Source organism: Alcaligenes sp. DN25 (assembly GCF_023674485.1).
Lineage (GTDB): Bacteria > Pseudomonadota > Gammaproteobacteria > Burkholderiales > Burkholderiaceae_B > Alcaligenes > Alcaligenes phenolicus.
Map to the genome: position 1 here is coordinate 3,121,922 of NZ_CP098408.1, position 24,855 is coordinate 3,146,776.

The 24,855-nt window shown below is 54.3% G+C and carries 21 protein-coding genes, 2 tRNA genes, 3 rRNA genes and 1 other RNA gene; 12 read left to right on the forward strand and 15 right to left on the reverse strand.

Translation table 11 applies throughout. The annotated features are described in order from the left end of the window. Positions 1 to 8: 8 nt before the first annotated feature. Positions 9 to 590, forward strand: coding sequence for a Holliday junction branch migration protein RuvA (gene ruvA / locus NBV64_RS14515; protein WP_009459792.1), 582 nt, complete (start codon positions 9 to 11; stop codon positions 588 to 590). 72 nt (positions 591 to 662) lie between these two features. Here the strand turns inward: ruvA and NBV64_RS14520 are convergent, their stop codons facing one another. Further along, complete coding sequence (locus NBV64_RS14520; protein WP_009459790.1) at positions 663 to 1,622, reverse strand: threo-3-hydroxy-L-aspartate ammonia-lyase; 960 nt, start codon at positions 1,620 to 1,622, stop codon at positions 663 to 665. Between the two features lie 201 nt (positions 1,623 to 1,823). On the opposite strand from NBV64_RS14520, the gene ruvB reads away from it, so the two are divergent. Beyond that, on the forward strand, positions 1,824 to 2,894 hold the full coding sequence (gene ruvB / locus NBV64_RS14525) for a Holliday junction branch migration DNA helicase RuvB (RefSeq protein WP_003803078.1): 1,071 nt from the start codon (positions 1,824 to 1,826) through the stop codon (positions 2,892 to 2,894). Positions 2,895 to 2,898: 4 nt separating this feature from the next. Here the strand turns inward: ruvB and NBV64_RS14530 are convergent, their stop codons facing one another. Beyond that, positions 2,899 to 3,699: a hypothetical protein gene (locus NBV64_RS14530; protein WP_250756018.1), complete on the reverse strand. Its 801-nt coding sequence runs from the start codon at positions 3,697 to 3,699 to the stop codon at positions 2,899 to 2,901. 87 nt (positions 3,700 to 3,786) lie between these two features. Next, complete coding sequence (gene pyrC, locus NBV64_RS14535) at positions 3,787 to 4,845, reverse strand: dihydroorotase (RefSeq protein ID WP_021446964.1); 1,059 nt, start codon at positions 4,843 to 4,845, stop codon at positions 3,787 to 3,789. A 318-nt stretch (positions 4,846 to 5,163) separates the two neighbouring features. Between pyrC and NBV64_RS14540 the strand changes: the two genes are divergently transcribed. The 3 genes from NBV64_RS14540 (at position 5,164) to NBV64_RS14550 (ending at position 7,592) form a co-directional block, all read left to right on the forward strand. Beyond that, positions 5,164 to 5,442: an SWIB/MDM2 domain-containing protein gene (locus tag NBV64_RS14540; RefSeq protein WP_009459783.1), complete on the forward strand. Its 279-nt coding sequence runs from the start codon at positions 5,164 to 5,166 to the stop codon at positions 5,440 to 5,442. A gap of 107 nt (positions 5,443 to 5,549) precedes the next feature. Next, positions 5,550 to 6,995 carry a cryptochrome/photolyase family protein gene (locus tag NBV64_RS14545; protein ID WP_250756019.1) on the forward strand — a complete coding sequence of 482 codons (1,446 nt, stop codon included), beginning with the start codon at positions 5,550 to 5,552 and terminating at the stop codon, positions 6,993 to 6,995. An 18-nt stretch (positions 6,996 to 7,013) separates the two neighbouring features. Then, positions 7,014 to 7,592 carry a hypothetical protein gene (locus NBV64_RS14550; protein ID WP_250756020.1) on the forward strand — a complete coding sequence of 193 codons (579 nt, stop codon included), beginning with the start codon at positions 7,014 to 7,016 and terminating at the stop codon, positions 7,590 to 7,592. A gap of 190 nt (positions 7,593 to 7,782) precedes the next feature. On the opposite strand, the gene NBV64_RS14555 is transcribed toward NBV64_RS14550, so the two are convergent. The 7 genes from NBV64_RS14555 to NBV64_RS14585 all read right to left on the reverse strand — a co-directional run bounded on the left by NBV64_RS14555 (position 7,783) and on the right by NBV64_RS14585 (position 15,247). Next, entirely contained in the window at positions 7,783 to 8,148 is a 366-nt protein-coding gene (locus NBV64_RS14555) for a DUF4870 family protein (protein WP_009459779.1), read from the reverse strand. Positions 8,149 to 8,760: 612 nt separating this feature from the next. Further along, positions 8,761 to 8,873, reverse strand: a 5S ribosomal RNA gene (gene rrf / locus NBV64_RS14560). Between the two features lie 181 nt (positions 8,874 to 9,054). Next, positions 9,055 to 11,938 (reverse strand): 23S ribosomal RNA (locus NBV64_RS14565). 378 nt (positions 11,939 to 12,316) lie between these two features. Continuing rightward, a tRNA-Ala gene (locus NBV64_RS14570) sits at positions 12,317 to 12,392 on the reverse strand. A gap of 11 nt (positions 12,393 to 12,403) precedes the next feature. Beyond that, positions 12,404 to 12,480 (reverse strand) — tRNA-Ile (locus NBV64_RS14575). Positions 12,481 to 12,573: 93 nt separating this feature from the next. After that, positions 12,574 to 14,110: ribosomal RNA gene (locus NBV64_RS14580) — 16S ribosomal RNA — on the reverse strand. Together the 16S, 23S and 5S rRNA genes with 2 tRNA genes alongside form the textbook arrangement of a ribosomal RNA operon. An 819-nt stretch (positions 14,111 to 14,929) precedes the next feature. Further along, a complete protein-coding gene (locus NBV64_RS14585; RefSeq protein WP_250756021.1) occupies positions 14,930 to 15,247 on the reverse strand; it encodes a hypothetical protein in 318 nt (105 codons plus the stop codon). A gap of 977 nt (positions 15,248 to 16,224) precedes the next feature. Here NBV64_RS14585 and NBV64_RS14590 point away from each other — a divergent pair. The 4 genes from NBV64_RS14590 (at position 16,225) to NBV64_RS14605 (ending at position 19,694) form a co-directional block, all read left to right on the forward strand. Further along, positions 16,225 to 17,190 (forward strand): sulfurtransferase, encoded by a 966-nt coding sequence (locus tag NBV64_RS14590; RefSeq protein WP_009454928.1) that lies wholly within the window; start codon positions 16,225 to 16,227, stop codon positions 17,188 to 17,190. Between the two features lie 11 nt (positions 17,191 to 17,201). Beyond that, positions 17,202 to 18,308 carry a YeeE/YedE family protein gene (locus tag NBV64_RS14595; protein ID WP_009454926.1) on the forward strand — a complete coding sequence of 369 codons (1,107 nt, stop codon included), beginning with the start codon at positions 17,202 to 17,204 and terminating at the stop codon, positions 18,306 to 18,308. Positions 18,309 to 18,319: 11 nt separating this feature from the next. Beyond that, positions 18,320 to 18,484: a hypothetical protein gene (locus NBV64_RS14600; RefSeq protein WP_009454924.1), complete on the forward strand. Its 165-nt coding sequence runs from the start codon at positions 18,320 to 18,322 to the stop codon at positions 18,482 to 18,484. 229 nt (positions 18,485 to 18,713) lie between these two features. Continuing rightward, entirely contained in the window at positions 18,714 to 19,694 is a 981-nt protein-coding gene (locus tag NBV64_RS14605) for a nucleoside recognition domain-containing protein (RefSeq protein WP_250756022.1), read from the forward strand. On the opposite strand, the gene msrA is transcribed toward NBV64_RS14605, so the two are convergent. Together msrA and NBV64_RS14615 are read right to left on the reverse strand one after the other, a co-directional pair. Beyond that, on the reverse strand, positions 19,691 to 20,221 hold the full coding sequence (gene msrA, locus NBV64_RS14610) for a peptide-methionine (S)-S-oxide reductase MsrA (RefSeq protein WP_009454920.1): 531 nt from the start codon (positions 20,219 to 20,221) through the stop codon (positions 19,691 to 19,693). The genes NBV64_RS14605 and msrA overlap by 4 nt on opposite strands. Beyond that, positions 20,218 to 20,586, reverse strand: a complete 369-nt coding sequence (locus NBV64_RS14615; protein WP_035275678.1) for a c-type cytochrome — start codon at positions 20,584 to 20,586, stop codon at positions 20,218 to 20,220. The genes msrA and NBV64_RS14615 overlap by 4 nt, the downstream gene beginning before the upstream one ends. A gap of 84 nt (positions 20,587 to 20,670) precedes the next feature. Between NBV64_RS14615 and lgt the strand changes: the two genes are divergently transcribed. Beyond that, positions 20,671 to 21,468, forward strand: coding sequence for a prolipoprotein diacylglyceryl transferase (lgt, locus tag NBV64_RS14620; RefSeq protein WP_026485505.1), 798 nt, complete (start codon positions 20,671 to 20,673; stop codon positions 21,466 to 21,468). A gap of 54 nt (positions 21,469 to 21,522) precedes the next feature. Here lgt and ssrS read toward each other — a convergent pair. The 3 genes from ssrS to NBV64_RS14635 all read right to left on the reverse strand — a co-directional run bounded on the left by ssrS (position 21,523) and on the right by NBV64_RS14635 (position 22,479). Next, positions 21,523 to 21,706: non-coding RNA, 6S RNA (ssrS, locus tag NBV64_RS14625), on the reverse strand. Between the two features lie 53 nt (positions 21,707 to 21,759). Next, positions 21,760 to 22,071, reverse strand: coding sequence for a cell division protein ZapA (locus tag NBV64_RS14630; RefSeq protein WP_009454914.1), 312 nt, complete (start codon positions 22,069 to 22,071; stop codon positions 21,760 to 21,762). Between the two features lie 3 nt (positions 22,072 to 22,074). Continuing rightward, positions 22,075 to 22,479, reverse strand: a complete 405-nt coding sequence (locus NBV64_RS14635; RefSeq protein WP_009454912.1) for a hypothetical protein — start codon at positions 22,477 to 22,479, stop codon at positions 22,075 to 22,077. 340 nt (positions 22,480 to 22,819) lie between these two features. Between NBV64_RS14635 and NBV64_RS14640 the strand changes: the two genes are divergently transcribed. Both NBV64_RS14640 and NBV64_RS14645 read left to right on the forward strand, forming a co-directional pair. Then, positions 22,820 to 23,278, forward strand: coding sequence for a tripartite tricarboxylate transporter TctB family protein (locus NBV64_RS14640; RefSeq protein WP_009454910.1), 459 nt, complete (start codon positions 22,820 to 22,822; stop codon positions 23,276 to 23,278). Between the two features lie 17 nt (positions 23,279 to 23,295). After that, positions 23,296 to 24,801: a tripartite tricarboxylate transporter permease gene (locus tag NBV64_RS14645; RefSeq protein WP_022983204.1), complete on the forward strand. Its 1,506-nt coding sequence runs from the start codon at positions 23,296 to 23,298 to the stop codon at positions 24,799 to 24,801. Positions 24,802 to 24,855 lie beyond the last annotated feature (54 nt).

The following is a 24,855-nucleotide window of genomic DNA, read 5'->3' on the forward strand; positions in this document are numbered from 1 at the left end:
GGAACGTCATGATAGGTCGCATCCGGGGTACCTTGATCGAAAAACAACCACCTACCATCTGTGTGGATGTGGGTGGGGTCGGTTATGAAATCGATGTCCCCATGAGTACGCTCTACCAAATGCCAGAGCTGGGCGCACAGGTCAATCTGTTCACCCATCTGGCTATTCGTGAAGATGCTCACGTGCTGTTTGGCTTTTCCAGCCTGAACGAGCGCAGCACTTTCAAGGCACTGATCAAAGTTACGGGCATTGGTGCCCGCACCGCCCTGTCCTTGCTCTCGGGCATGAGTGCAGAAGAACTGGCTGATGCCATTACGCGCCAGGAAACGTCCCGTCTGGTCAAGATTCCGGGCATAGGCAAGAAAACAGCCGAGCGTCTTTTACTGGAACTGCGTGGCAAGCTGGGTGCAGACCTGGGCAGCGGCGGTACAGTCAGCGCCGCTCCCAATAGCCGGGATGATGTGCTGCACGCTTTGGAAGCATTGGGCTACTCCAACAAGGAAGCCAGTGTTGCTGTCAAAGCCTTGCCAGATGATATTGATGTGTCAGAAGGGATCAAGCAAGCGCTGAAATCGCTGTCACGCGCTTGAGACGACACTGCTATGTATAAAAAATCGGGCCGTTCATATGAACGGCCCGATTTTTAAAAACTATTCCATTTATCAAGCGAGCAGACGCCCCAAGGCGGATACATCCACATTCCCGCCACTGATGAGTACGCCAACCTTGCGGCCTTGCAAATCACCCTGACGCATTACCGCCGCGGCACCCAAGCAACCTGTAGGCTCCACAACCATCTTCATGCGTTCCGCAAAGAAACGCATGGCCTGAACCAGCTCGGTATCAGGCACCGTCAAAATATCTGTGACCATGCTGCGAATCAGCTCAAACGTCATGGGCGCCAAAGCTTGGGTCAGCGCCCCATCAGCAATCGATGCAGGCGGAGCAATCTTGACGATCTCCCCACTACGCAGGGACTGCTGGGCATCATCCCCAGCCTGCGGCTCAACACCAAAGACTTCACAAGCCGGTGCCATAGCCTTGGCGGCCAGCAAACAGCCCGACAGCAAGCCACCGCCCCCTAATGGAACATAGAACTGCTGCAAGTCCGGCACTTCCTGAAGCAGCTCCAGTGCCGCCGTTCCCTGCCCCGCGATCACATCAGGATGCGCAAAGGGAGGAATCAAGGTCAGTCCTTCACGCTCGACCAGCTCTTGTGCAATTTGGGCACGATCTTGGGTCAAGCGATCGTACTCGATCACTTTGGCACCGTAGCCACGCGTTGCGGCCAATTTGGCAGCCGGAGCATCCGAATTCATGATGATGGTGGCCGGTATCCCCAAGAGCTTGGCCGACAGGGCTACAGCTTGCGCATGATTGCCCGAGGAAAAAGCGACGACCCCTGCTTTTTTCTGCTGCTCGTTCAACTGCGCCAGCGCATTGAAGCCACCGCGAAACTTGAAAGCACCAATACGCTGAAAGTTCTCGCACTTGAAGTAGACTTCGCCATTCAGGCGCTCGTTCAAGGTTGCGGAAGTCAAGACCGGTGTGCGGTGTGCCACAGGCGCCAAGCGTTCAGCGGCGGCTACAACATCAGCAAAATCAGGTAATTCCAGGGACATGGCTAAAATCTCGATTAAAAACTCCAACCCACATTATGCGCGATGCCATGCGAAGCAGCCTAGCGCTGGCCGGACAAATCCAGCCTGGCTGCTACGGATGACCGATTTGCCCGCGCACTCCATGAACACTGCCATGTGCCCTGATACTCAGGCGGTGGGTGCTTGGTGTACCATACTGTATATTCAATCAGCGTAGTCATCATGGCCATACATTCCGATTCGCTCTCCAGCCTGCCTTCTGAACAGCGCATCATTACGCCCAAACCCTTGTCACCCAACGAAGAGTCCATCGAACGCGCCTTGCGACCCAAGATGCTGGAGGACTATGTCGGGCAAGCTCGGGCGCGCGAACAGCTGGAAATCTTTATTGCGGCTGCTCGCCAACGCCAGGAAGCGCTGGACCACGTCTTGCTGTTTGGCCCTCCCGGTTTGGGTAAAACCACGCTGGCCCACATCATTGCCCATGAAATGGGCGTGAACCTGCGCCAGACTTCCGGCCCCGTGCTGGAGCGCCCCGGTGATCTGGCCGCCTTGCTGACAAACCTGGAACCTAATGACGTCCTGTTTATTGACGAGATCCATCGCCTGTCTCCCGTCGTCGAAGAAATTCTGTATCCGGCACTGGAAGACTTTCAAATTGACATTCTTATTGGCGAAGGCCCGGCAGCGCGCAGCGTCAAACTGGATTTGCAGCCCTTCACCCTGGTCGGTGCCACGACTCGTGCCGGCATGTTGACTAACCCCTTGCGTGACCGTTTTGGCATTGTGTCCCGTCTGGAGTTTTATGACGTCAAAGACCTGACGCATATCGTGGCGCGCAGTGCCGGGCTACTGAATGTCAGCACGACGGATGAAGGCACCTACGAAATTGCCCGCCGCTCGCGTGGCACCCCGCGTATTGCCAACCGACTTCTGCGCCGAGTACGCGATTACGCCGAAGTCAAAACCGGCGGCATCATCCATACCGAATGCGCACAAGCCGCCCTGTCCATGCTGGAAGTGGACCCACAAGGCCTGGATTTGATGGACAGAAAATTGCTGGAGGCCATCGTGCATAAATTCGACGGTGGCCCGGTTGGGGTAGACAGCCTGGCGGCAGCCATTGGTGAAGAACGCGACACGATCGAAGATGTGATCGAACCCTATCTGATCCAGCATGGTTTTTTGCAACGCACCCCAAGAGGCCGCATTGCTACCCTGAACACCTGGCGTCACCTGGGGCTCACGCCGCCACGCAACACACAGGGTCAGGATCTGTTCGACGCAGAATAAGCGCTTAGCCCCGGCGAGCCCAGGGGCGGAACACCAACAGCAAGGTAATCGCAATCGACACGGCGGCAGCCAGCAGCAAGGCTGTCAGCCAGTGTAAATGCGTGAAGGTCAACGCCAGCGTGGTGCAAAACCCCGCCAGACTGCCTGTTCCCCACAAGGCCGAACGCAAAGTCGCGACCAAGCTGGCTGCCCCCAAGGTTTGGTGAATGGTCACGGCGACCACGGTGTAGCCAATGGGGAAAGCCATGATCAGCCCCGACAAGCTCGGCCCCAGCAAAGAGCTGCTGGTGGTCACGATAGCAACCAGAAGTCCTGCCAAAGCCCCTCTGAATATCAGCAAACCCCAACCCGCTTTTGCTTTGCTGGTCCCTTTCATGCCGGCCAGACGACGCGACACGCGCAAACTGAACGCAGTCACAGCAATAAACAAAGCCAGCCCCAACACAGGTTGCACGGGCATGAAGGACAAGAGCAAGGCGGCCACCGCCCAACCAGCAACCGCACACAATAAGGTGCGCCAAGGCGACAAAGTGGGAGCACAAACAATGATGAGCAGCAAAAACAGCTGAGTCGCACTAAGCGAATACACGGCATAGGTTGCCGCCTGCTGCACATAATCGGCGGGGAACTGCTGGGACAGAAAATAGAAGCCGGGGCCCAACACCATGGGCAAACCCGCCAGAGCACCACCAATCAATGGGCCAAATGCGCTCACTGACCACGACACCAGAACAACAACCAAAGCGGTGGCGGCCATGCGGACTGCCAAAGCAGACCACGCCACATCAAGAAAAGCAGTTTCCACGACGGTATCTCGCGGTGAAACCAGTTGTCCAGAGCAGCCTGACTCAGCGCTAGTAAAGACGCTGGAGCCAGGCGGCTTCTGTCATCCTTAGCTCACCACACTCCAGTCCAGGGCTTGACCGGCAGCCAGAGGAATCAATGGCTCACCGGCCATCTCCACAGACTCGGGGATCGTGAACTGGCTGCGCTGCAAGGTCATTGTTCCTTCATTGACGGGCAGGCCGTAGAAAGCAGGGCCATTCAAGCTGGCAAAGGCTTCCAGGCGATCCAGACGGCCAGCCTTGTCAAAAGCCGATGCGTACAGCTCCATCGCGTGCAGTGCGGTATAACAGCCCGCACAGCCACAACTTTGTTCTTTGCGGCTACGCGAGTGTGGTGCACTGTCTGTACCCAGGAAGAAACGATTGCTGTCGCTGGTGGCAGCATCAACCAGGGCCTGGCGATGCTTCTCGCGCTTCAAGACAGGCAAACAGTACCAGTGTGGCTGCAAACCGCCTTGGAACAAAGCATTACGGTTATAGAGCAAGTGATGGGCGGTGATGGTTGCGGCAACCGGGCCTTCCGCCTGGCTCACATAGGCAGCGCCCTCTGCCGTGGTCAGGTGCTCAAACACCACTTTCAGTTCGGGGAAGGCCTTGCGCATGGGGATCATCACACGCTCGATGAATACGGCTTCCCGGTCGAACAAGTCGATGCTGGGGTCTGTGACCTCTCCGTGCATCAGCAAAGGCATACCCGATTCCTGCATCTGGGCCAGCACCTTGGAACAGTTCTTCAACAAATCTGTCACGCCCGCGTCGGAGTTGGTGGTGGCACCGGCAGGATACAGCTTGACGCCATGCACAACTCCGCTTTCCTTGGCGCGGATAATTTCCTCTGGCTGAGTATTGTCGGTCAGGTACAAGGTCATCAAAGGCTCAAACTTGCCAGCGTACTCAGTTTTGGCCAAAGCGGCCAGGATACGCTCGCGGTAGGCCAGAGCCTGTGCCGTTGCGGTAACGGGCGGCGTCAGGTTGGGCATGACGATAGCCCGGTCAAATTGTGCCGCGGTATGGCCCAAGACCGATTCCAACACAGCGCCATCGCGCAGGTGCAAATGCCAATCATCAGGACGACGAATGACCAGGGTATCCACAGTAGGGCTCATATCTTTACTCAATATCAAACAAAGGCCCGTGCTTTGAACCGTCAATAAAGCAACAGGTGCCAAAATTGCCTTTCAGCAGGCCGAATCCATCATTATGCTACAGCTACCTGTGCTGCGCATGATTGGCACAGGAATCCCGAACCCAAATCCATAGTGCGTTGCAGCAGCCTGTAAACACTGGAAAATCTGCTTACAGACCCGCAAAGCTCTTGCTCACAAAGGGCTTGGACGTATAGGGAGTATCACGGTATGCTGACAGACAAGTCGTGCCCTAGCGCATAACCCGCCCCTTCAACTCGTTTCTCAGGAGTTCCGTTCATGGCCAGCACTGAAAAAAAGCCTGCTACCCGCAAACCCAATGCAGCCTTCATGAAACCACTCACTCCTAGCCCAACACTGGCTGCGGTGATTGGCTCTGGCGCGCTGCCGCGTACTGAAGTTACGAAGAAAATCTGGGAATACATCAAGAAACACGATCTCCAGGATCCCAAGAACCGCCGCAACATCAATGCCGACGCCAAGCTGCGCCCCTTGTTCGGCAAGGACCAGGTCTCCATGTTTGAACTGACCAAGCTGGTCAGCGCTCACCTGAAATAAGCACGGGGTGCCCAGGCACCTCTGGCAATATCGGGCCGCGCCGCTGAGCTTTCAGCCGCGGCCCTTTTTTCATTTGGCGGCATCAAGTCCGCTGCTTTCTCGTATTCATGTCGATTTCATTCTCTACCCCACCCGCTCAAATCCCACGCGCCTTGTGCTGGCTACGCCGTGATCTACGTTTGCACGATCATGCTGCCTTGCACCATGCCTTGAAAAGTGGTCTGCCTGTAGCCTGTGTGTTTGTCTTTGACAGCACCATCCTGCAATCCTTACCCGCCAATGATGTCCGACTGGCTTTTATCTACGACAGCCTGCTACAGGTTCAGGAGCAACTGCGTCAATATGGCAGTGAACTGATCACCGTTTATGGGGACCCCGTACAGAAAATTCCAGAATTGGCGTTCAGCCTGAATGCAAGAACCGTCTATACAAACGAGGACTACGAGCCTGCGGCCATCACGCGGGATCGGGCTGTCAGCCATGCTCTATCCTCACAAGGCATGGAACTGCAGTTGTTCAAGGACCAGGTGATCTTTGCGCAGGATGAAATCCTGACCCAACAGAAGCAGCCCTACACGGTTTTTACGCCCTACAAGCGCAATTGGCTGGCGCGTATCCAATCTGAACATGTGCAAGCATACGACTGCTCGCAAGGCCAATGGGCCGCGCTGCCCGAGCAAGCCTTGCCTGGCTTGGAGCAATTGGGCTTTCAAGACGAGTCTCGCGCAAAACTACTGAACCCCGCCGGTTGGCAAGGCGCCCAAACCTTACTGGAAGAATTCAAACCCAGAATCCACGCTTACCAGGAGCGCCGAGACTTTCCAGCCAAACGAGGGGTATCCTATCTGGCCCCCCATCTACGCTTTGGAACCCTCTCTATCCGCCAAGCGGTATCTTTAGCTTGGCCCAGCGACTCCGAGGGCGCAGCAACATGGCTGAGCGAATTGATCTGGCGAGAGTTCTATCAGCAGTTCCTGTGGCACCACCCTGAAACGGCCTCAGAGAGCTTCAAGCCCGCCTACAAGGATCTGCCCTTCCCTAATCGCGAAGACTGGTTCCAGGCCTGGAAAGAAGGCCGGACCGGCTACCCGATTGTGGATGCCGCCATGCGTCAATTGAACCAGTCAGGCTATATGCACAACCGGCTCCGTATGATCAGCGCTTCCTTTCTGGTGAAAGACTTGCTGATAGACTGGCGTTGGGGTGAACAATATTTCGCTCAGAAGCTGCTTGATTACGATATGGCTTCCAATGTGGGAGGCTGGCAATGGGCCGCCTCTACCGGATGCGATGCGCAGCCTTACTTTCGCATCTTTAATCCCATCACCCAATCGCGTAAATTTGATCCAGAGGGGCAATTCATACGACGCTATGTCCCTGAGCTGGCGTCTCTGGACAAGCAGGCCGTGCATGCCCCCTGGCAGGCCAAGCAGCTTCCTATCGAATTCAGGCTGGGACAGGATTACCCGGCCCCCATCGTGGATCACGACACACAACGGCATCTTGCTTTGGCGCTATTCAAGCAAGCAGGAGAGCAAGAGCAAACGGATTGAAATACCTTAAGGATATTTATGTCAGACAGCTCCCGACCACCACCTCCAGCCAGTACCCCGGTAATACTGCAAAACCTGCAAACCGCTCATCCTCAAGCACAAGTGGCTATCCTTGATTTCGGCTCCGATCACGCTGAAATAAGCATGGCTCATAAGGGTGTCCCTGTTCATACCGAGCACTTCCCGGAACTTAGTGGCGTCCAGCTCTTAGCAAGCTGTTTCGCAGACTCCAGCTCGCGCGCAGCGCAGTTGGAACATGCTATCGAGGTCGTGGAAGACGCGATCATGCCAGCCAGCCTGGATCTGCGTCAGTTCATGGTGTTTGCCGCTGGGGAGTTTGCTGAAGAGCTTGGCGTCTGGCTCACAGATGCCCAAGGCAGCGAGCAGCACACTCTTAATCGGGACATGATTGACGACCTGTTCACCCTGTATGCAGCAGCCAGCCAAGGAGCGGTCAGCCTGAAAATGATCAACGCGGGCTCTTTGGAAAATATCCATCAGCTGGTCAATAATCAAAACCTGGGTATTTATCTCTTGCTGCTGCGTGAGTGCCTGCATCATATGCATGTCGAACAGATCCACCTGCTGGCACCTTAAAGTCTTCCTCAACAGGGATAAGCGAAACGCACCGACCAACGGCCTGAACCGGGGTGCATAGCCAAGCAGATGCTGGCCAAATCTGAGCAAGCCCAAGCAAAGCAACATCAAATAAAAAAGGTGCTCATCTGAGCACCTTTTAAATATTTCTTTCTGGGCTACGCCAGAACACTACTGAAATGGGATCGCGTTAGTAGTCGTGGCCCAGAGCCTGACCACCTGCCAAAGCCAACCAGCCTTTAATCAGACGGTGGATGATCCATACCATGGCTACCAGAGCGGTTACCCAACCAATAAAGATGGTCGTCAGCAAAGCGCTCAACACCACCCACAACAGTCCCCACCAGAAAGTCTTGATGACCCAATCCAGATGGCTGGCATAAATAGTGCCCGATGCATCACCGCGTTTGACGTAAGCCAGAATCACAGCTGCTACAGCTGCAGCACCGAAGATACCTGCACTGATCATAGCCAAAGAAAACAAGCCATAGCAGATGTGCGTAATCTTGCGCAGCGACAAGCCTGGTTCAAGCTCGGGGCTAATGGGCTGATTCATTCGGTTCTCCTGAAACAAGCATTAACAATAACTATACCGAACTATTTTACCCATACTTTGAGCATTAACCGTATGACAGTGGCAGAGCTACCACCATCCAGGCAGAAGAAGCGGCGTGTGAAACGCCGCTTCTATGATCCAGTCACGTTCTATGCAGTTACCGAAGAAACAAGCGCTATGCGGGCCACTCATAGAGCAGGCACCGCGCATGCCGATTAGCGTCACTATCCGGAGCAATCAGTAGCAGCAGCAGAAGAAGAAGAAGAAGAAGAAGAAGTGGTCTGTCGCCGCGTTTCAACAACAGACAGTCAGTACAGCAAGAGAGGAACGACCGACCACCCTGCAGGTAAGCAGCGACGGATTGAACGCCAATCCTCTGGTGCAGGGACAGGATGCCATGACCAACCTACTAGGCATAGGCCAATCGGCGTCGGTAAGAACAAGGAATACACGCAGCCCGGAACGGGCCAGGAGGGGTGGCGGTACGCCTGAACCGGGCGGTCCAGGGTCAGGCCTTCGAGCAATCCGAGACAGGCCGGTAGCCTGCGCTTTTGTCGCCGCCTAAAACAAAACCCCCGCAAGGGATGCTTGCGGGGGTTTTGAGGAATAAGAGCTTGACGATGACCTACTTTCACAGACGTCCGTCCACTATCATCGGCGCAAAGGCGTTTCACAGTCCTGTTCGGGATGGGAAGGTGTGGGACCACCTTGCTATGGTCGTCAAGCGTAACTGGTTGCCGAGTCGTCTTTGTAAGGGACGCCCCAGCCAATTGGAAGAAGCACACCACTAGCGATCAGTACGGATCAGCTAGCAGCGGTTACGAAGGTGTCAAGCGCGGGTTGCGCTGCACTTCAATATTACGTTCTGTGGTCAACAACTTAACTCACTACAACCTCAAGGGTTATAGGATCAAGCCACACGGGCAATTAGTACTGGTTAGCTACATGCATTACTGCACTTCCACACCCAGCCTATCAACGTCCTGGTCTCGGACGACCCTACAGGGGGGTCAAGCCCCCGGGATACCTAATCTTCAGACGAGTTTCCCGCTTAGATGCCTTCAGCGGTTATCTCTTCCGTACGTAGCTACTCGGCAATGCCATTGGCATGACAACCGATACACCAGTGGTACGTCCACTCCGGTCCTCTCGTACTAGGAGCAGGCTCCGTCAAGTATCCAACGCCCACGGCAGATAGGGACCAAACTGTCTCACGACGTTTTAAACCCAGCTCACGTACCTCTTTAAATGGCGAACAGCCATACCCTTGGGACCGGCTACAGCCCCAGGATGAGATGAGCCGACATCGAGGTGCCAAACACCGCCGTCGATATGAACTCTTGGGCGGTATCAGCCTGTTATCCCCAGAGTACCTTTTATCCGTTGAGCGATGGCCCTTCCATACAGAACCACCGGATCACTATGTCCTACTTTCGTACCTGTTCGACTTGTCAGTCTCACAGTCAAGCACGCTTATGCCATTGCACTATCAAGACGATTTCCGACCGTCTCTAGCGTACCTTCGAACTCCTCCGTTACACTTTAGGAGGAGACCGCCCCAGTCAAACTGCCCACCATGCACGGTCCCCGATCCCGATAAGGGACCTAGGTTAGAACCGCAAACAGACCAGGGTGGTATTTCAAGGATGACTCCACGCGATCTGGCGACCACGCTTCAACGTCTCCCACCTATCCTACACAGGCCGGTTCACAATCCAATGCAAAGCTACAGTAAAGGTTCATGGGGTCTTTCCGTCTAGCCGCGGGGAGATTGCATCATCACAACCATGTCAACTTCGCTGAGTCTCAGGAGGAGACAGTGTGGCCATCGTTACGCCATTCGTGCAGGTCGGAACTTACCCGACAAGGAATTTCGCTACCTTAGGACCGTTATAGTTACGGCCGCCGTTTACCGGGGCTTCGATCAAGAGCTTGCACCCCATCACTTAACCTTCCGGCACCGGGCAGGCGTCACACCCTATACGTCCACTTTCGTGTTTGCAGAGTGCTGTGTTTTTAGTAAACAGTCGCAGCCACCGATTCACTGCGGCCTCTTCATGCTTTGTGCGCAGGCACATCACACTAATGAGGCATACCTTCTCCCGAAGTTACGGTATTAATTTGCCGAGTTCCTTCTCCTGAGTTCTCTCAAGCGCCTTGGAATATTCATCCCGTCCACCTGTGTCGGTTTGCGGTACGGTCTCGTAGAGCTGAAGCTTAGAGGCTTTTCTTGGAACTGCTTCCAGTTAGTTTAGAGCCGAAGCTCTATCCAGTCACACCCTTGAATTACGCACCCGGATTTGCCTAAGTGCCTTCTATGATGCGCCAACGGGGACATCCAACACCCCGATAACATTCTGCAATCCGTCCCCCCATCGCACTCTACGACGGTGCGGGAATATTAACCCGCTTCCCATCAGCTACGCATCTCTGCCTCGCCTTAGGGGCCGACTCACCCTGCGCCGATGAACGTTGCGCAGGAAACCTTGGACTTACGGCGAGGGGGCTTTTCACCCCCTTTATCGCTACTCATGTCAGCATTCTCACTTCCGATACCTCCAGCATTCCTCACGGAACACCTTCACAGGCTTACGGAACGCTCTCCTACCATGTGTACTAAAGTACACATCCGCAGCTTCGGTCTATGGCTTAGCCCCGTTACATCTTCCGCGCAGGACGACTCGATCAGTGAGCTATTACGCTTTCTTTAAAGGATGGCTGCTTCTAAGCCAACCTCCTGACTGTCTATGCCTTCCCACTTCGTTTCCCACTTAGCCATAGTTAGGGACCTTAGCTGGCGGTCTGGGTTGTTTCCCTCTTGAGTCCGGACGTTAGCACCCGGTGCTCTGTCTCCCGTACTGTACTTGCCGGTATTCGGAGTTTGCCATGGGTTGGTAAGTCGCTGTGACCCCCTAGCCATAACAGTGCTCTACCCCCGGCAGTAATATACGAGGCACTACCTAAATAGTTTTCGGAGAGAACCAGCTATCTCCAGGCTTGTTTAGCCTTTCACTCCGATCCACAGCTCATCCCCTAATTTTTCAACATTAGTGGGTTCGGTCCTCCAGCACGTGTTACCGTGCCTTCAACCTGGCCATGGATAGATCGCCTGGTTTCGGGTCTACACCCAGCGACTGAATCGCCCTATTCGGACTCGCTTTCGCTACGCCTCCCCTATTCGGTTAAGCTTGCCACTGAATGTAAGTCGCTGACCCATTATACAAAAGGTACGCAGTCACACCACGAAGGTGCTCCTACTGTTTGTATGCATACGATTTCAGGATCTATTTCACTCCCCTTCCGGGGTTCTTTTCGCCTTTCCCTCACGGTACTGGTTCACTATCGGTCGATCACGAGTATTTAGCCTTGGAGGATGGTCCCCCCATATTCAGACAGGATTTCACGTGTCCCGCCCTACTTGTTCGATGCTTAGTTCCACGTACTGAATTTCGCCTACAGGGCTATCACCTGCTACGGCTGGACTTTCCATTCCATTCGACTATTCACTACGCTAAAACATCCAGGCTGGTCCGGTTTCGCTCGCCACTACTTCCGGAATCTCGGTTGATTTCTTTTCCTCGAGTTACTGAGATGGTTCAGTTCACTCGGTTCGCCTCCACATGCCTATGTATTCAGCATGGGATACCGTATTACTACGGTGGGTTTCCCCATTCGGACATCTACGGATCAAAGCTTGTTTGCCAGCTCCCCGTAGCTTTTCGCAGGCTACCGCGTCCTTCATCGCCTGTGATCGCCAAGGCATCCATCATATGCACTTATTCGCTTGATCCTATAACGCTTGATGCTGTTATAGGAATATGAGTATACGTTGTTGCCGTTCATCAATCCTTAGCTGTTATCCAATCCGAAGACTGAACAACGTCTATATTTTTGAGAACTTTCGTTGAACATAATTTGTTCTGTTGCAATCACAACCCGTGTATTGTCATTACAAGGCGACTAATCGTCTTGCGTTTATTAGACAACACACCTTCGTTGTGCTTCTTCCTAATTGTTAAAGAGCAATTCGTGGGTTGCATAACCCAACGAGCAGTATTCTTTAAAAAGAACACTCTTCGTTGAATCTAGCGCCAGGCTAACCGTTGTTTGCCTGTGCCCTATACTCTGTCATGAACCTTGCTGTATCGACAACCAACCACAAAAGCGGTGGTGGAGGATGACGGGATCGAACCGACGACCCCCTGCTTGCAAAGCAGGTGCTCTCCCAGCTGAGCTAATCCCCCGAGGTAATCGTTGGTGGGTCAAGTTGGAATCGAACCAACGACCCCCGCCTTATCAAGACGGTGCTCTAACCGACTGAGCTACTGACCCATCTATCACCAGTGGGCGATACCTTCAATGGTCATGACATTAACTAACAGCCAATAAGTGTGGACGCTTTCGCTTTGCGAGCCATTCGCTCTAAAAGGAGGTGATCCAGCCGCACCTTCCGATACGGCTACCTTGTTACGACTTCACCCCAGTCATGAATCCCACCGTGGTAAGCGCCCTCCTTGCGGTTAGGCTACCTACTTCTGGTGAAACCCACTCCCATGGTGTGACGGGCGGTGTGTACAAGACCCGGGAACGTATTCACCGCGACATTCTGATCCGCGATTACTAGCGATTCCGACTTCACGCAGTCGAGTTGCAGACTGCGATCCGGACTACGATCGGGTTTCTGAGATTGGCTCCCCCTCGCGGGTTGGCGACCCTCTGTCCCGACCATTGTATGACGTGTGAAGCCCTACCCATAAGGGCCATGAGGACTTGACGTCATCCCCACCTTCCTCCGGTTTGTCACCGGCAGTCTCATTAGAGTGCTCTTGCGTAGCAACTAATGACAAGGGTTGCGCTCGTTGCGGGACTTAACCCAACATCTCACGACACGAGCTGACGACAGCCATGCAGCACCTGTGTTCCGGTTCTCTTGCGAGCACGGCCAAATCTCTTCGGCTTTCCAGACATGTCAAGGGTAGGTAAGGTTTTTCGCGTTGCATCGAATTAATCCACATCATCCACCGCTTGTGCGGGTCCCCGTCAATTCCTTTGAGTTTTAATCTTGCGACCGTACTCCCCAGGCGGTCAACTTCACGCGTTAGCTGCGCTACTAAGGCCTAACGGCCCCAACAGCTAGTTGACATCGTTTAGGGCGTGGACTACCAGGGTATCTAATCCTGTTTGCTCCCCACGCTTTCGTGTCTGAGCGTCAGTATTATCCCAGGGGGCTGCCTTCGCCATCGGTATTCCTCCACATATCTACGCATTTCACTGCTACACGTGGAATTCTACCCCCCTCTGACATACTCTAGCTCGGCAGTTAAAAATGCAGTTCCAAGGTTGAGCCCTGGGATTTCACATCTTTCTTTCCGAACCGCCTACACACGCTTTACGCCCAGTAATTCCGATTAACGCTTGCACCCTACGTATTACCGCGGCTGCTGGCACGTAGTTAGCCGGTGCTTATTCTGCAGATACCGTCAGCAGTATCCCGTATTAGGGGATACCTTTTCTTCTCTGCCAAAAGTACTTTACAACCCGAAGGCCTTCATCATACACGCGGGATGGCTGGATCAGGGTTTCCCCCATTGTCCAAAATTCCCCACTGCTGCCTCCCGTAGGAGTCTGGGCCGTGTCTCAGTCCCAGTGTGGCTGGTCGTCCTCTCAAACCAGCTACGGATCGTTGCCTTGGTGAGCCTTTACCCCACCAACTAGCTAATCCGATATCGGCCGCTCCAATAGTGAGAGGTCTTGCGATCCCCCCCTTTCCCCCGTAGGGCGTATGCGGTATTAGCCACTCTTTCGAGTAGTTATCCCCCGCTACTGGGCACGTTCCGATATATTACTCACCCGTCCGCCACTCGCCGCCAAGAGAGCAAGCTCTCTCGCGCTGCCGTTCGACTTGCATGTGTAAAGCATCCCGCTAGCGTTCAATCTGAGCCAGGATCAAACTCTTCAGTTTAATCTCTGTGGTTGTCCCGTCTTGCGACGAGACCGATTGTGTCTCAAAGAAAAATTCAGAGTTACACAAGGTAATTCTTCATCTTTCGTTTGTGAGCACTTGATACAAACTTGTGGCGATCCCCGAAGGGTTCGACTCGCTCATTCCAAGCGCCCACACTTATCGGCTGTTAATTTTTAAAGAGCAGTGACAGTTGCCTGTCGTTCTACTGACTAACCCGGCTGGCTCGTCGCGCTTGGCGCTTCGTGCCTTGCTGTGTTAGCAGCAGAGAAACGAGATTATGAAGCAGATCAGGTAGTGTGTCAAGCGTTTTTTTGAAGAAGTTAGAAAGTTTTAAAACCGTCTAACTTATCCCGCTTAAACCAGAACTTTCGTTCTTTCTTACCTACTGAACAATCAACCGTGAGGTTAACTATCCAACTTCACAAACAAGGGTAAATTCTCAAAACCGTTTCAACCTGCAAAACCGCTTAAAAACTTAACGTTGCGTTCTCTGGAGCAGAACCTAGAACTTTAACACAGAATTTTCTGATTTGTCAAGCTCCGGGTTTTACACCCTGTCAGTTTCCTGACCAGTCATTCAAGCTTCGGTGCGGGCCTCTTGGCCAAGGCGGTGAAACTTGTCTAACTGCTCTCTGCGGCGCTTCGGGGAAAACCCTGTGTGTGCTGCAGCGAGAAAAGAACTATAGCACGAGGATTTTCCGCTTTGCAAGCGTTCTATGGGATTTTCCTAGGTATTTCAGGAGAGAAACCGCCAAAAAACCCTTAGCTCATTGATAACTATGAAGAATAACTATAAAAATATTTTTTAGCTTAACTTCAGTCTTTTCCCCTGGTAGCGGCCAGCCCATCCTCAACCGCATCTTCCAGACCAAACCGCTGTTTTTCTCGTGAAAATTGGCTAGATATTCTCCTGCCGCCTAATAGCCCTTTCTCTATATAGAGACAGCGAAACTCATCACCCACACCAGTCATCAGCCCTTGTGCTTGCTTGCTTGCTTGCTTGCTTGCTTGCTTGCTTGCTTGCTTGCTTGCTTGCTTGCTTGCTTGCTTGCTTGCTTGCTTGCTGGCTGGCTGGCTGGCTGGCTGGATGGATGGATGGATGGATGGATGGATAACGGACAAAAGAACGACCACACGAACACTGCATCGGCCCTATGCCTCCAATCAACAGTGTCTCTATATAGATAGCGAGTTGAATGGCCTCCAAGATCGAGCATTATGCAGGGCTGCTAGCCGCTCGGGGCCCCGGGACCGGGTGTTGGGGCGAGTCAGAGTACTTGCCGCAGTCGCAGTCATGATCGGGGATACAAGCAGTCTGCTGTTTGAGCCCAAAGTTTGTGATTGGTCCGGGGGACCAATCACTGGGCGAGTTCAGACTGCGCCCCGATCATGACTGCGACCAGGGGACCGGCGCATTGCGCCGGCAAGTAGTCCGCCCCAACACCCGGTCCCGGGGCCTCGAGTGGCGACCTACGTAGAGCGGTTGAAACAATGAGCGCCCTCTCTATATAGAAGGGCCATTCATTGTTGCGACTCAACCCTCTATATATAGTTGGGTGGTGAGCCTCCCCAAGAAGTAATCCAATCCCCCCACCCTCTATCCTCACTGACCTTCAATAGCCCTTTGGTTCTCAGTCTCTTTGCTTAGGTCTTAGATTCTCCGAGTCTCTAAGTCTCTAAGTCTCTAAGTCTCTAAGTCTCTAAGTCTCTAAGTCTCTAAGTCTCTAAGTCTCTAAGTCTCTAAGTCTCTAAGTCTCTAAGTCTCTAAGTCTGCACTCATGAGAACACCAATCATCTCAACACATCCTCTCTAGTAGAAAAAACCCAGCTTTCTTCACCGATAGAACGTCCTCTAGACCGGCACGCTCTCTCAATATAGAGGACAAAGACACGCCTGCAGAAAGCAACTACAGAGACACAAGCTCACCCAAGGCTGGGCACAAACACAGCTCCCCCTCCTATCTACTCTATATATAGAGATCCTCCCCTCCTTACGCCCCCAAGCAATAAGCTAATCCCCAATTCATTGTTATTTTCTGTAGCCACGTTCATTACCATTCCTTATGCACTTAATCCTCTAAGCAGGCCTCTGCTTACTCAAGAGAGTAATAATGATCAAACCAATCCTCATCTCCTTGGCATTTGCATTCAGCGCGGTCCTGGCACCGACTGCTTCCGCAGAGCCAAGCACACCCGACACGGCAGCCAAACCAGCCGCATTGATCTCGGCTGGCGACCTGGCCACCAAGCTGGATCAAAACAATCTGCGCATTCTGGATATCCGCACAGACAAAGAATATGCAGCAGGCCATGTACCAGGTGCCGTCCACACTCCATATGGTGCCTACCGCGGCCCAGCCGAGAACGCCGGTGCCCTGCGCTCCGAAGCCGAGCTGTCTGCCCTGTTCAGCAAAGCCGGCATTTCCAAGGACAGCTACGTTGTCGTCACCTACGCGGGCGCCAACCCCACGGACTTCGGCGCAGCAGCACGCGTGTACTGGACACTGAAAGCTGGCGGCCTGACCCAGCTATCCATTCTGGACGGCGGCCTGCAAGCCTGGGAAGCCGAAGGCAAAGCCCTGAGCAAAGACACCCCCACTGTCACCCCCACCGAATTCAGCTACCACTACAACAAAGACATGGTGGTCAGCACACAAGAAGTCGCTGACTACATCAAGAACGGTCAGGCTCCCGTCCTGCTGGACGCTCGCCCAACCGAATTCTTCAAAGGCGAAAAGCGCGTTGACGCCGCCGCCCGCTACGGCACCCTGCCCGGCGCACGCGAGCTGGACTTCAACAGCTTTTTCCGTAGCGACAAACCTGTCCTGAAAGACACCGGAGAACTCGTCAAGATCGTCAAAGAACAAGGCCTGGACGACAAACCCACCGTTTCGTTCTGCAATACCGGCCACTGGGCTGCCACGAACTGGTTTGTCCTGTCCGAACTGGCCGGCAACCCTAACGTGAAGCTCTACCCCGAGTCCGTCGTGGAATGGAGCCGCAGCAACTTGCCTATGGATAACCAGCCCTCCCGTTTCGAAGTTCTGAAACTCGATGCCAAACGCGCCATTAACTAAAGAAATCGATCATGCTTTATCTGACTAGACTGGGCTTTATCCTGGCCAGCCTGGCCCTGATTGTTGGGGTCGCTCTGGTAGGTGGACTGCGCCAAGGCCTGCTCACCCTGCTGGGGATTGGCTTTGGTGCCGTCCTGCAAGGAGCCCGTTTCGGTTTCACGACCGGATGGCGTAACTATATCGAGCGCCGTGACCCTCAAGGTATCTGGGCACAAATGCTCCTGCTGGTATTGGCCGCTGCCTTCACCCTACCCTTGATCGCCGATAGTGGCGGTGAGCTGGTTGGCGCGATTGCCCCATTGACCATCAGCCTGGTATTGGGTGCCTTTCTGTTTGGCGCTGCCATGCAACTGGCCGATGGCTGCGGTTCCGGCACTCTCTATAAAGCAGGCGCAGGCGCACCGATTTCCTTTGCAGTTCTGCCTACCTTTGCCATTGGTAGCTTTCTAGGCGCATCGCACCAGCCCGGCTGGATTGCCCTGGGCGGCCTACCCGCTATCGACCTGACTGTGTCCTTGGGCTGGCCCACTGCCTTGTTGATTACCGTACTAGGCTGCGCCGCCGTATCCTGGTTCGTCGGCCGAGGTGCACGTCGCCATCGGAAAGAGCAAAACAGCCCACCTGCCAAATGGGAAATGCGCTGGTGGATGGGCGCTTTGCTGCTGGCCGTGCTGTATGCCATTCACATGATCGTCGCAGGCCAACCCTGGGGCATCGTCTATGGTATTGGCTTGTGGGGCGCAAAAGTATTCTCGGCTCTGGGCTGGTCCCCAGTTGGCGACGCGTTCTGGGGCGTGGCTCCACATGCACAACGTCTGGCTGAACCCGTCCTGGCTGACGTTACTTCGGTCACCAACTTTGGTTTGATTTTGGGCGCCATGGCAGCCTCACGCTGGAATCATCCTGCCAATTTCAAATCCCCCAATGCCCGCACTTTGTGGGTAGGTGCAATTGCGGGCCTGGTGATGGGCTACAGTGCCCGTATGGCCTTTGGATGTAATGTGGGCGCATTCCTGGGAGGCATTGCCTCGGCCAGCATCCATGGCTGGGTCTGGTTTGCACTGGCCTTTGCCGGGTCCATCATAGGCGTGCGCATTCGTCGCCGCGTTAATCCTTGAGTCGTGCAAGCATGAGCAAAACTACTTTCCGCCTTATTACCAGTACTTTCTGGCTGGTCGTTGTCTTGCTAGTTGTCATGGACAGCCTGCAAGACTATCCCTACCGTCCCGAGCCCGCCCCCATTGCCTGGGGCAGTGGACAAGCTGCTAGCGGTGGCCACTGCTCGGGTCGATAAGCCAGGGCCTACCCGGCCTGTAACACCCCTGATGGGAGAAAACCAGGCAGCCTTACTTGGCTGCATCGGGTTTCACCCTCAGGGGTTTTCTTTTGGGTGAAGGAAAGCGCATCCGCTTGTAGTGACAAACCGACAGCCTGCATTGCCCGCCCCACGCAAGTGCCAGGGCACGCCAAAGCAAGCATAGAGCCGTGCTAGCATCAATCAGATTTCCCATCCCTCTGTTGTCATGCTGACCTTCCTTCGCACCACCTTTAGCCGCAGCCTGCGCATGTTTTATACCGTTGCGCGCATCATGCTCCCCATCATGATTGCGGTGCGTATTGCCGCGCAGTTGGGCCTGATCGAGAAAGTCGGCAAACTGATAGGCCCGATCATGGCACTGGTTGGCCTGCCTGCCGAAGCCGGTATTGTCTGGGCAACCACTGCTCTGGCCGGTATTTACGCTGGCATAGGATCAATGGCGGCCTTGGGCGACAGCTTGAGTTTCAACGTGGCTCAAATCAGCGTCTTGGGCACCATGATGCTGTTTGCACACAATATGCCCATGGAACAGGCCATTGTGCGCCGAGCCGGAGCCAGCTTCTGGTTTACCGCCACGCTGCGGATTGTCTGCGCCCTGCTTTACGGTGGCCTGCTGGCCTGGGGTTTGAATAGCGCCGGGCTGTTACAGGAACCCGTGTCCCTTGCCTGGCTTTATGGACAATCCAATGCCACACAAGGTGGTTGGCAAGGCTGGGTAGACTGGTTGTGGGGAACGGCCAGCTCGCTATTCATGACCTGGCTGATTATTCTTGGCCTGCTCCTGATCCTGTCAGTCCTGGAGAAAATCGGCTTCACCCGATTGCTGACTCGACTCCTGCTTCCCTTGCTCCGCTTTTCAGGCTTGGAAGAACGAGTCGCCCCCACCACCACGATTGGCGTATTGCTGGGTTTGAGCTACGGCGGTGCCTTGATTATTGATGAGTCCCGCCAGCAGAACTACAGTCCCAGAACACGCTTGCTGGCCTTGTCCTGGCTGTCACTGAGCCACTCCCTGATTGAAGACACCATTCTTATTCTGGCTCTGGGTGCCAACATCTGGGTGGCCCTGGTCGGCCGACTTGTTCTGACCTTGTTGATTATTGGCCTGATGGCCCGTCTGACATTACCAGGTAGCGCCCTGTACAGACGCTACCTTGCTTCTGCCTCGCATCCTCAGGATGCTTAGCTTTTTACCAGCAGATCCTGAAAACGCTGGTAGAACTTCTTGAGCTTGGGCGCAATGACCATCTGGCAGTACGCTTGCTCGGGGTTCAATGCAAAATAATCGTGGTGATAGTCCTCGGCCTCCCAGAAAGTGGAACTGTCGAGCACATGGGTCACGATCGGTGCATCAAACTGCGATTTGATTTCTTCGATGACCTCAAAGGCCTGGCGGCGCTGTTCTTCATTTTGACAAAAAATTGCCGACGCATACTGTGGTCCCTGGTCAGCGCCCTGACGATCCGGCGTGGTAGGGTCATGGGTCAGGAAAAATACCTCCAGCAAATCCCGATAGGAAATGACGGAAGGGTCGAATTCCACTTTGACCACTTCAATATGGCCGGTCTGCTTGCCGCAAACCTGCTCATAGGTGGGATGCTCTACATGGCCGCCACAATATCCGGGCACCACAGACTGCACACCTCGCAAGGCTTTGAAAATCCCTTCAGTGCACCAAAAACATCCGCCACCTAATATGGCTGTTTCCTTCATGAATTCTCCTTTGTTGACGAATTGGCTAGACTCAGCAACCAGGCTGCAATAGCTTGTGCTTGCTCGGCGCTGATCCGGTTTTGAGCGGGCATGGGAATAGCTCCCCAGTTCCCCCGACTACCCTGTTGAATTTGTCGCTGCAAGTACGCCTGAGTTTCCTGCGCCGGACCTGACGCATAGCGTTGGGCGATCTCCCGAAAAGGGGGCCCGACCCGTTTACGATCAATTTGATGACAGGACAAGCACTGCGCCTGCACGATATCCATCAGCGCTACCGTATCAGCCTTTGCCACCGGATTAAAGATCATCAATCCACAAAAAACTACTAATGGTAAACGTCTGGCCCAAGAGACTGAATGCAGCATGATCCTTCCCTTACAATTTACCCAGCCCTGGTCTGGGCTCGCAGTCACGCTATTATCTGATATTCATCTCTGTAATGGGCACGCATGTTAATTCACCCGCAGTTTGATCCCGTCGCCATACAACTTGGACCCCTTGCCATTCATTGGTATGGCTTGATGTATTTAGTGGGCTTTGGCCTGGTTTGGCTGGCTGGCACAGCGCGTATCCGTGCGGGCTATGACTTGCTGACCCGCAAGGACCTGGAAGACCTGATCTTTTACTGCGTCCTGGGCGTGGTGGCAGGTGGGCGTCTGGGCTACACCCTGTTCTATCAACCCTCTTACTACTTGTCGCACCCGCTGGAGATTCTGTATGTCTGGCAAGGTGGCATGTCCTTTCATGGTGGTCTGATCGGTGTGCTGGTGACAATTGCGCTGTTTGCTCGAAACCGTCAACGGCGTTTTCTGGAAGTCAGCGATTTTCTGGCTCCCCTGATTCCCTTGGGGCTGGCCGTGGGCCGCCTGGGTAATTTCATTAACGGCGAACTATGGGGTCGCCCCAGTGATGTGCCCTGGGCCATGGTATTTCCGCAAGTGGACGCAACCCCTCGCCATCCTTCGCAGTTGTATGAGATGGCCCTGGAGGGCATTGCCCTGTTTATCTTGCTGTGGTGGTTCACGCGTCGTCCACGCGCCGTCGGTCAAACCAGTGCCCTGTTCCTGATCGGCTATGGTTTCTTCCGCTTCATGGTGGAATACACCCGCGAGCCCGACGGCTACCTGGGTCTGCTCAGCGCAGGCTTGTCGATGGGGCAGTGGTTGTCCTTGCCCATGATTGTCGCTGGCCTGGCTCTGTTTGCGTATGCCAGCAAACGAGACGTTGCGCCTGGCAGTCAGAAATAAACAAAACAGCAGAAAAGAAAAAAGCCCGTCCAGATCTGGACGGGCTTTTTTTGCAGGTGCCCCACCATTGCCGTCAAGACCGGCATCCTGGAACCGAGGGTCCAAGATCGGCTGTCATCAAGCCAGCTTCGGGTTCGTCGACGAGGACGATCGCTCCTACTGGCTAATCCAACAACCTGTATGCCAAAAGCATTGGTTCAAGGAATGTATGGTCGTGTCACGAACACGGCAGGGACTTACTGGGATGAAGCAGTCCGCGAGGGACAACAAGGGACTGCTTTCAAATTTGGTTTAGCGCGCGGTACCCGAAGGTTCGATGACCTCGTCAATCATTGCGTGCATGTCTTCAATTTTACGCTTGAAATCGCCAAAAGCAACATTAGCTAGAGGACCATCAGGTGCTTTAGCGGATAAAAACTCGCTGGCGATCTGAATGGCGGCCATGACGGCGATACGTTCGTTGCCAGAGACACGGCCCGAACCCTTGATAGACTGCATGCGCTGGTCTACCAGTTTGACAGCTTCCAGCAAGCGCGCTTTTTCGGAAGGAGGGCATGCCAGAGAGTAATCGCGGCCCAACAGGGAAATATCGACTCGTTCCATGACTTACTCCTGTACGGCACCGGGTAAACGCATCAGGATCGAACCGATCTGGTCGCGAGCCTGTCCTGCTACATCACGCAACACACCCATACCCGCGCGTGCGCTGTCCAACTCGCGACGCAAGGCAACTACCTGGGCCTGTTCCTGTTCAAGCAGCTTTTTCAGTTCTGCCTGATCAGCCTGCGCTTGTTGCTGCACCATATCCAGTTGACGCTGATGCGAAGCAACACCGGTGGACAGGGACTCGAACTCATCTTGTTGACGACGATTTTGCTGGCGCAAGGCGTCCAGCTCGGCATCCTGAGTTTTCAGACGAGCTAATAATTGAGCGCGTTCAGCGTTGAGCTGACGAGATTGCTCTACCAGTTGACCGATACGGTCAGCGAGAAAGTCGAGATCTTGCAACATGGGCCTTATCGTAAACCATTGCTAGCGTTACTGGGTAGAGGAATTTCATACTAATGATAACCTTTCACCCATCTTTCCATTACCTTTCAAACTTCTTTCAAAGCCTGCCATCCACCTACGAACACGCTCCCAAAAAACCCTAAATTTTCAGAATTACCGGGAAAACCCTTAAAAACTAGGGTCATCTCAGGGTTTCCAGTCTTCAAGTGCTCCATTACCATGCGTCACCTCTGTTCAATGCAGTCGGCACACGCAGAGTATGGAGCCCGCTCCACTATAAAGAAGCTGACACAGGAAAAAGGAAAACCAATGCGCAAGGCAGACAAGGAGAATCCACCTTATGCAAATTAAAAATAAACAGGACTTCTGGTCCGGGGTCATGTTCGTGGTCGTGGGCGCCGCTTTCGCGCTCGGGGCCACCAGCTACTCGATGGGAACAGCCGCCCGCATGGGGCCCGGCTACTTCCCCTTCTGGCTTGGTGTATGCCTGAGCTTGTTAGGGGCGGTCGTCACTTTGGGCTCGATGTCTGCCAAAGCAGAAAGCACTGAGGTAGAGAAGTTTAACTGGAAAGTGCTCTTCGTTATCATCGGCGCGGTCGTGCTTTGCGGTCTGACACTGAACTCGCTGGGTGTTTACATCTCCATTTTCCTGCTTGTACTGATCAGCAGCTTTGCCAGCCATGAATTTAGCTGGCCTGTTGCACTGGGCGCAGCCGTCTTTTTGGTGCTGTTCGTCTGGTTGGCATTCATCAAGGGCCTGGGGCTGGTGTTCCCCCTGTGGCCAAGTTTTCTGGCCTGATTAGGGGGTGAACGAATATGGAATTATTTGACAACCTGATGCTGGGTTTCTCGGTGGCGATCACGCCCGAGAACCTGGCCTACGCTTTGCTCGGTTGCATACTGGGCACCTTGATTGGCGTGTTGCCAGGCATTGGCCCTGTGCCAACCATTGCCATGCTGCTGCCCATTACGTATGTGCTGCCTCCCGTTGCTGGTCTGATCATGCTGGCCGGTATTTACTATGGCGCCCAATATGGTGGGTCCACAACGGCCATTCTGGTCGCCCTGCCGGGAGAAACCTCGGCGGTGGTAACGGTGCTGGACGGACACCAGATGGCCCGTAATGGCCGGGCCGGTGCTGCCCTGGCGATTGCTGCTCTGGGTTCTTTCTTTGCCGGATGTGTTGCCACCGTGCTGCTGGCCGCTTTTGCACCGCCCTTGGCTGAAGTCGCCTTCAAGTTTGGACCTGCGGAGTATTTCTCATTAATGGTCTTGGGCCTGGTCGGTGCTGTGGTGCTGGCTTCGGGCTCCCTGCCCAAAGCTATCTGCATGATCTTGCTGGGTCTGCTGCTGGGTATGGTCGGTACCGACGTGAACTCCGGTGTTGCCCGTTACGACTTCGGTATTCCAGAACTGCAAGACGGTATCGACTTCGCCGTGGTGGCAATGGGTGTGTTTGGTTTCTCCGAAATCATGAACAACCTGGAGCTGGGCGATCAACGCGTGGAGATCACTGGCAAGGTCGGGTCGCTGTACCCCAACAAGCAAGAGTTCAAGGAGTCCTGGCCTGCTGTCGTGCGTGGTACCGCCATGGGTTCTTGCCTGGGTATCTTGCCCGGTGGTGGCGCGGTGCTGTCCTCCTTTGCGTCTTACACATTGGAGAAGAAAATCTCCAAGAACCCGGAACGCTTTGGTAAAGGTCACCCTGCTGGTCTGGCCGGTCCCGAGTCTGCCAACAACGCTGCCGCTCAAACCTCCTTCATCCCGCTGCTGACCCTGGGTATCCCCGGTAACGCTGTGACCGCGCTGATGATTGGCGCCATGACCATCCACAACATTCAGCCTGGTCCACAAGTGATGACCAGCCACCCCGAACTGTTCTGGGGGCTGATCGCCTCCATGTGGATTGGTAACCTGATGCTGGTCATCCTGAACCTGCCATTGGTAGGACTGTGGGTGAAACTGCTTAAAGTGCCCTACCGCCTGCTGTTCCCCGCCATTCTGGTGTTCTGCACGGTGGGTGTGTACTCGCTGAACTACAACGTGTTTGACATTCTGGTCACCGCCGCCTTCGGTTTGGTGGGCTACGTCTGGTCCAAGCTGCGTTGTGAAGGAGCTCCGCTGTTGCTGGGTCTGGTCCTGGGACCAATGATGGAAGAAAACTTCCGTCGTGCCCTGCTACTGTCCCGCGGTGATTACACCACCTTTGTGACACGTCCTCTGTCCCTGTCGCTGCTGGTCCTGGCTGCCTTCCTGGTTGTGGTTGTAGCCCTTCCTTCGGTGAAAAAGAAACGCGAAGAAACCTTCGTCGAAGAGGACTAAGACACCGTCCGTTCTCTGGTTTGAACGCTCCCGCTGAAAGGGAGCATTCAAACC